Genomic DNA, 6,975 nt, shown 5'->3' on the forward strand with positions numbered 1-6,975 from the left:
GGTCTGTGTGGTGGTTTGAACATTAACGTGTTCAAAAAAGCCGTTACAGACATGCAAGCATGGAGAGAGAAAGGTGCTGAGATTGAGCTAGCCGTTGTTGGCTCAAAAGCAACAGCTTTCTTTAAACATGGTGGCGCAAAAGTTGCGGCACAGGTTTCTGGTCTTGGAGATAATCCAAGCCTACAAGACCTAATCGGCTCTGTTGGCGTAATGCTGAAGAAATACGATGAAGGTGAACTGGACCGTCTATATGTAGTATTCAACAAGTTTGTTAATACTATGGTTCAGCAACCAACGATCGATCAATTGCTACCTTTGCCTAAATCGGACAGCGAAGAGATGCAGCGTGAGCATTCATGGGACTACATCTATGAGCCTGAACCAAAACCTCTACTGGATACGCTATTAGTGCGTTACGTAGAGTCTCAGGTATACCAAGGTGTGGTTGAGAACCTTGCTTGTGAGCAAGCGGCTCGAATGATTGCGATGAAGGCTGCAACGGATAACGCAACCAGTTTGATTGACGATTTGGAACTTGTGTACAACAAAGCCCGTCAGGCTGCGATTACACAAGAACTATCAGAAATCGTTGGTGGTGCAGCTGCGGTTTAAGCTTAGGTAAAACGAAATAGTTTAGAGGATTAACGATGGCTACAGGTAAGATCGTACAGATCATCGGTGCGGTAGTCGACGTAGAGTTCCCACAGAGCGATGTACCTAGTGTATATGACGCTCTAAACGTAACGGACTCAAAAGAGCGTCTAGTTCTTGAAGTTCAACAACAGCTAGGCGGTGGCGTAGTTCGTTGTATCGTAATGGGTAGCTCTGATGGTTTACGTCGTGGAGTTGAAGTGGTTAACACTGGCGCTCCAATTTCAGTACCAGTAGGTACTAAAACTCTAGGTCGTATCATGAACGTCCTAGGTGACGCGATTGACGAGCGTGGTGAAGTGGGTGCGGAAGAGGTTTACTCTATCCACCGTAGTGCACCAAGCTACGAAGAGCAATCAAACGAAATTGCACTTCTAGAAACGGGCGTTAAAGTAATCGACCTAATTTGTCCATTCGCTAAGGGTGGTAAAATCGGTCTATTCGGTGGTGCAGGTGTAGGTAAGACCGTTAACATGATGGAACTTATCAACAACATCGCACTACAGCACTCAGGTCTATCAGTATTTGCTGGTGTTGGTGAACGTACTCGTGAAGGTAACGATTTCTACTACGAGATGCAGGAAGCGGGCGTTGTAAACGTTGAGAAGCCTGAAGAATCAAAAGTAGCGATGGTTTACGGTCAGATGAACGAGCCACCAGGTAACCGTCTACGTGTTGCACTGACTGGTCTAACAATGGCAGAGCGTTTCCGTGACGAAGGTCGTGACGTACTACTGTTCATTGATAACATCTACCGTTACACACTTGCAGGTACCGAGGTATCAGCACTACTAGGTCGTATGCCTTCTGCGGTAGGTTACCAGCCAACTCTTGCAGAAGAGATGGGTGTACTTCAGGAGCGTATCACGTCAACGAAATCAGGTTCTATCACGTCTGTACAGGCGGTATACGTACCTGCGGATGACTTGACTGACCCGTCTCCAGCAACAACGTTCGCGCACTTGGATGCAACGGTTGTACTTAACCGTAACATCGCTGCAATGGGTCTATACCCTGCGATCGACCCGCTAGATTCAACATCTCGTATGCTTGATCCACTAGTCGTTGGTCAAGATCACTACGAAGTTGCTCGTGGTGTTCAGCAGACGCTTCAGCGCTACAAAGAGCTGAAAGATATCATTGCTATCCTAGGTATGGACGAGCTATCTGAAGAAGATAAGCAAGTTGTATCTCGTGCACGTAAGATTGAGCGTTTCCTAACTCAGCCTTACCACGTAGCAGAAGTATTTACAGGTGACCCTGGTATTTACGTACCTCTAAAAGAGACTCTACGTGGCTTTAAAGGCCTACTAGCTGGTGAATACGACGACATTCCTGAGCAGGCATTTATGTACTGCGGTAGCATCGACGATGCTATTGAGAATGCGAAGAAGCTATAAGGCTAACTAGGAGGCGATATGGCAGCAATAACCTTTCACCTAGACGTAGTAAGCGCTGAGAAGAAAATCTTCTCTGGTCGTGTTGAAACGTTTCAGGTGACCGGTAGCGAAGGTGAACTTGGTATTTTCCATGGTCACACACCGCTGCTGACCGCTATCAAGCCTGGTATGGTGCGTATTGTGAAACAGCACGGCCACGAAGAAATTATTTATGTTTCTGGTGGTATGGTAGAGATTCAGCCTGGTACAGCGACTGTACTAGCTGATACAGCTATCCGTGGTGAAGAGCTAGACGCAGCGAAGGCAGAAGAAGCCAAACGCCGCGCTGAGGAGCAAATCCAGAATCAGCATGGTGACATGGACTTCGCACAAGCGGCCAGTGAACTGGCTAAAGCCATTGCTCAGCTACGAGTTATCGAGCTGACAAAAAAGCGTCGCTAAGCTCAATTAGCAACGTTGCATGAAAAAAGGCGGCCAATTGGTCGCCTTTTTGATTAATTTTAGTTGGAAATTTACATCCCACCATTAACTAATCCTTCCAAGGTGTTTAAAATAACGCCCAATTAAAATAGAACGTCAATAGGTTATTAATGAAATTCAGTGCTGTGATCCTTGCTGCGGGTAAAGGTACCCGTATGTATTCAAACATGCCTAAAGTGCTACACACTTTGGCAGGGAAGCCAATGGCAAAACATGTGATTGATACATGTACAGGTCTTGGCGCACAAAACATCCACTTAGTATATGGTCACGGTGGTGATCAAATGCAGCAAACGCTAGCAGAAGAGCCTGTAAACTGGGTACTGCAAGCGGAGCAACTAGGTACAGGTCATGCGGTTGATCAAGCGTCTCCGAAGTTTGAAGACGATGAAAAAGTACTGGTGCTTTACGGTGATGTTCCACTGATTTCAGCTGAAACGATTGAAAACCTATTAGATGCACAGCCAACAGGCGGCATTGCACTACTAACAGTGATTCTAGATAACCCGACAGGCTACGGTCGTATTATCCGTAAGAATGGTCCTGTTGTGGCGATCGTTGAGCAAAAAGATGCAACAGAAGAACAAAAACAAATTAAAGAGATCAATACTGGCGTGATGGTTGCGACTGGTGGGGATCTTAAGCGTTGGTTGTCTGGCTTAAACAACAACAACGCACAAGGCGAATACTACCTAACTGACGTTATTGCAGCTGCACACGATGAAGGTCGTGCCGTTGAGGCTGTACACCCAGTCAATGCCATTGAAGTGGAAGGGGTCAATGACCGCGCACAGCTTGCTCGTCTAGAGCGTGCTTTCCAGTCAATGCAAGCTCAGAAGCTACTAGAGCAAGGTGTCATGCTACGCGATCCAGCACGCTTTGATTTGCGTGGTGAGTTACAGTGCGGTATGGACTGTGAAATCGACGTGAATGTTATCATCGAAGGTAATGTTTCACTGGGTGATAACGTGGTTATCGGTGCGGGTTGTGTACTGAAAGATTGTGAAATCGACGACAACACCATCGTTCGCCCTTACAGTGTGATTGAAGGTGCAACGGTTGGTGAAGAATGTACGGTTGGTCCATTTACTCGCCTTCGTCCTGGTGCTGAAATGCGTAACGATTCCCATGTGGGTAACTTCGTTGAAGTGAAAAATGCGCGCATCGGAGAAGGTTCAAAAGCGAACCACCTAACTTACTTAGGTGATGCAGAGATCGGTCAACGTACTAACATCGGCGCAGGTACTATCACTTGTAACTACGATGGTGCGAACAAGTTTAAAACCATCATCGGTAATGATGTTTTTGTTGGTTCTGATAGCCAGCTGGTGGCGCCTGTCACTATCGCTGATGGCGCAACCATCGGTGCTGGCACGACACTAACAAAAGATGTTGAAGAAGGTGAGTTAGTAATTACTCGCGTCAAAGAACGCAAAATTACTGGCTGGCAGCGTCCTGTAAAACAGAAATAAGCATTACCTACACTCTGTCTCTATATTGTCAAAGCCGCTCAACAAGAGCGGCTTTGTTGTTTCTAGCTAAGGCTTCATCGCTAGTAGCTAGGAATGGCAATACGTTTTTCGAGCCAACGAACGGCTTGAGATACAAATAGGATGAGTAACAAGTACTCCAAAACGAGGAAGGTATAAATCTCTAAGGGTAAGTACTCATTCACCACCAGCTCATTAGCACGGCGAGTGAGATCGCTTAAACCAATCACGCTGACTAAAGAACTCATCTTGAGGATGTAGACAAATTGATTGCCCAGTGGTGGGAGAATTTGCCGAAACGCTTGGGGAAGAATTACCAAGCGCATCTTTTGCCAATAGCTTAAGCCCAAAGATTCAGCCGCTTCATGCTGGCCACGGCTGATAGCTTGTATTCCACCGCGAAATACTTCCGCCATAAACGCGCTCTCAGCGATAGTCAGTGCAATAACACCCGCCCAAAAGTGATTGAGTGAGACATCCAATAGCGTAGGCATGCCGTAATACACCCAAAGTAGTAAGACTAAAACTGGCACTGAACGGATCACCTCGACATAAATACGGTTTATCCACTTCAGAGAGGCTGAGTCCGACAGAGCGGGTAACGCAACGATCAGACCCAAGCTCATCGCAAACAACATACTGAGGAGTGATACCTGAATGGTGTCATTAAACCCAGCGATTAAAAACTTTAGATTGGTGAGTCCTTGATCCGTCGAAGGGTCAAGTACATACCAGCCCCATTGATAATCTGAACAACCAGTGAGTAATAGCAGTGAAAACAGCCATAGAGTTCGAAACGTCACATTTACTCCCTGAATTAACTAAAAAACTTCCTTTGTTGCTGCTATGTTATCAGTAGAGCTCTAATAAAGGTTAATTATTAAACCGTATAAGGTCATTATTTTTAAGGGAATAAAAATGAGAAAGATTTTACTAGTGCTAGGAATGTGTTTGCTTGCTGCGACTCAAGTCGCTCACGCTGAAAGCCGTCTTCAATCCATTTTAGACAATGGCGTACTCCGAGTTGGAACGACGGGAGATTGGAATCCGATGACGATGAAAGACCCCGCGACAAACAGTTATCGTGGCTTCGATATCGATGTAACAACAGAACTTGCTAAAGATCTCGGTGTAAAAGTGGAGTATGTGCCCACGGATTGGAAGACGCTAGTTAATGGCATTACCGCCAACAAATACGATATTACTGGCAGCGCATCTCTGAACATGTCTCGCGCGAAAGTAGCTGGATATAGCCAGCCATATTTCTACCTTGCCTTTGTACCTGTGGTGCAAAAGAAAGATCTCGCCAAATTCTCTGATTGGGCGGATTTTAATAAACCAGAAGTAAAAGTCGCGGCGACGTTAGGTACGGTACAAGAAAAAATGGTGAAAGAGTTCTTCCCGTCTGCTCAGCATATTGTTATTGAAGCGCCAGCGCGCGACTTCCAAGAACTACTAGCTCGCAGGGCCGATGTATCGGTGACGTCCAATGTGGAAGCAGCGACGTTGGTGGATAAGTTTAAACAATTGGCGATAGTGCCAGTGACCGCACCGCGTAAACCAACCCCAATTGCTATGTTGTTGCCGCAAGACGATCAAGTATGGATTAATTACATCAATCACTGGGTAGAGTTGAAAAAGACTCAAGGCTTTTTTAAGCAGACTGCCAAGAAATGGGGGTTGAAAAGCTTATAAACAGAAAGAGCCGCATTGCGCGGCTCTTTTTATTATCTGAACGATTAAAGTTCGTCTTCACTCACGACTCGGGCGTTGTCAGGAGTCGTAAAGTGCTTGGATAATTCGCGATTCGACAGAATGTATCCCATCCACAGCCCACCCATACAGATGATGATTGCGATGCCAGTAACCATCTGAGCTTGGCTTGCCATTGCGGCTACCAATGCACTTGAGAAGCTACTTACACAGATTTGCAGGCTGTTTTGCAGACCTGCTGCTGTTGCAGGGCTCTGTTGTGCGCTGGCCAATGCACGGTTTACCACGATTGGGTACAGCGCGCCGTTAGCAACGGCAATCAAACAGAATGGCGCAAGAATAGGCCAAATCGATGACAGATCCCACTGTGAAGCAATGAAAATCATTAATGCCGCGACACTAAATAGGCCAATCAGTTGGCGCAGAACCTTTTCATCACCAAATTTTCGAACGCCTACTTTACCTAAGTAGCCACCAGCCATAAACGCGATGGTTTGTGGGATAAAGCTCAAACCAATATCTTTTGCTTCGTAGCCCAGTTGCGCCATGATTTCTGGCATCCCAGTTAGGTAAGCAAAGAATGCAGCTGAAGCCGTCGCAAACATAAACACGTTGCCAAGGTATTTTTTAGAACTCAGCAGCGCTTTGATGTCGGCAGACATACTGGTTTGTTTGATTTCTGCTTTCTCGTCTTTTTGTGCCATGGTCGCAAAGACCAAAAAGACACCAACCAGTGTTAGCGTAATAAAGATACTGTGCCAGCCGAAGTTATCTGCCAACACAACCCCTAATTGAGGTGCTAGTGCTGGTGATAGCGCGACGAGTGGCATGATTGTCGCAAAAATTTGTTGGCTACTGCTTGAGTAGCGTTTAATGACCATAGCCTGCCAGATCACGGCTGGTGCACACACACCGATAGCTTGGATAAAGCGCAGTGTGAGTAGTTGCCATACTTGATCACAGAAAGCCAAACCGAATGACGCGATAGTAAATAGCACCAACCCGGCTGCGAGTGTATTACGATGGCCAAATTTATCGGATGCCAATCCCCACATTAGCTGGCCAATCGCCATACCAACGAGGAATACCGTTAAAGAGAGCGCAATTTGCTCAGGGCCTGTTGCAAAGTCGATTTCCATCGCTTTGAATGCTGGCAGATACATATCGGTAGCAACGAAGCCAAGCATCGATAATGCTGCCAGATAAATGAGCTGTAGTTTTGAGATTTTCATGATTCAACC

Annotated in this window: 7 protein-coding genes; 5 read left to right on the forward strand and 2 right to left on the reverse strand. The window is 46.2% G+C overall.

What is annotated here, in order from left to right; translation table 11 throughout:
* The 4 genes from atpG to glmU form a co-directional block, all read left to right on the forward strand.
* Positions 1-612 (forward strand): ATP synthase F1 subunit gamma (atpG, locus tag CAG68_RS07645; protein ID WP_161440976.1); only part of this gene is annotated, 612 nt, incomplete at its 5' end.
* Positions 613-647: 35 nt separating this feature from the next.
* The gene (gene atpD / locus CAG68_RS07650; protein ID WP_005378933.1) at positions 648-2,051 is read left to right on the forward strand and encodes a F0F1 ATP synthase subunit beta; all 1,404 of its coding nucleotides are present in this window, start codon (positions 648-650) and stop codon (positions 2,049-2,051) included.
* An 18-nt stretch (positions 2,052-2,069) separates the two neighbouring features.
* The gene (locus CAG68_RS07655) at positions 2,070-2,492 is read left to right on the forward strand and encodes a F0F1 ATP synthase subunit epsilon (RefSeq protein ID WP_005378937.1); all 423 of its coding nucleotides are present in this window, start codon (positions 2,070-2,072) and stop codon (positions 2,490-2,492) included.
* 149 nt (positions 2,493-2,641) lie between these two features.
* On the forward strand, positions 2,642-4,003 hold the full coding sequence (glmU, locus tag CAG68_RS07660) for a bifunctional UDP-N-acetylglucosamine diphosphorylase/glucosamine-1-phosphate N-acetyltransferase GlmU (RefSeq protein WP_005378938.1): 1,362 nt from the start codon (positions 2,642-2,644) through the stop codon (positions 4,001-4,003).
* An 80-nt stretch (positions 4,004-4,083) separates the two neighbouring features.
* Here the strand turns inward: glmU and CAG68_RS07665 are convergent, their stop codons facing one another.
* Positions 4,084-4,824, reverse strand: a complete 741-nt coding sequence (locus tag CAG68_RS07665; RefSeq protein WP_005383852.1) for an amino acid ABC transporter permease — start codon at positions 4,822-4,824, stop codon at positions 4,084-4,086.
* Positions 4,825-4,939: 115 nt separating this feature from the next.
* On the opposite strand from CAG68_RS07665, the gene CAG68_RS07670 reads away from it, so the two are divergent.
* A complete protein-coding gene (locus CAG68_RS07670) occupies positions 4,940-5,716 on the forward strand; it encodes a transporter substrate-binding domain-containing protein (RefSeq protein ID WP_005378944.1) in 777 nt (258 codons plus the stop codon).
* Between the two features lie 44 nt (positions 5,717-5,760).
* Here CAG68_RS07670 and punC read toward each other — a convergent pair whose 3' ends face one another.
* Entirely contained in the window at positions 5,761-6,966 is a 1,206-nt protein-coding gene (gene punC, locus CAG68_RS07675; RefSeq protein ID WP_054579443.1) for a purine nucleoside transporter PunC, read from the reverse strand.
* Between the last annotated feature and the right edge of the window lie 9 nt (positions 6,967-6,975).

This window comes from Vibrio sp. V42_P2S4T144, from assembly GCF_009904715.1.
Classification (GTDB): domain Bacteria; phylum Pseudomonadota; class Gammaproteobacteria; order Enterobacterales; family Vibrionaceae; genus Vibrio; species Vibrio alginolyticus.

Excerpts from the sequence above, each read along its gene's own strand:
- CAG68_RS07670 (WP_005378944.1), top strand. The coding sequence starts at position 4,940 with ATGAGAAAGATTTTACTAGTGCTAGGAATGTGTTTGCTTGCTGCGACT.
- atpD (WP_005378933.1), top strand. The coding sequence starts at position 648 with ATGGCTACAGGTAAGATCGTACAGATCATCGGTGCGGTAGTCGACGTA.
- punC (WP_054579443.1), bottom strand. The coding sequence starts at position 6,966 with ATGAAAATCTCAAAACTACAGCTCATTTATCTGGCAGCATTATCGATG.
- CAG68_RS07655 (WP_005378937.1), top strand. The coding sequence starts at position 2,070 with ATGGCAGCAATAACCTTTCACCTAGACGTAGTAAGCGCTGAGAAGAAA.
- glmU (WP_005378938.1), top strand. The coding sequence starts at position 2,642 with ATGAAATTCAGTGCTGTGATCCTTGCTGCGGGTAAAGGTACCCGTATG.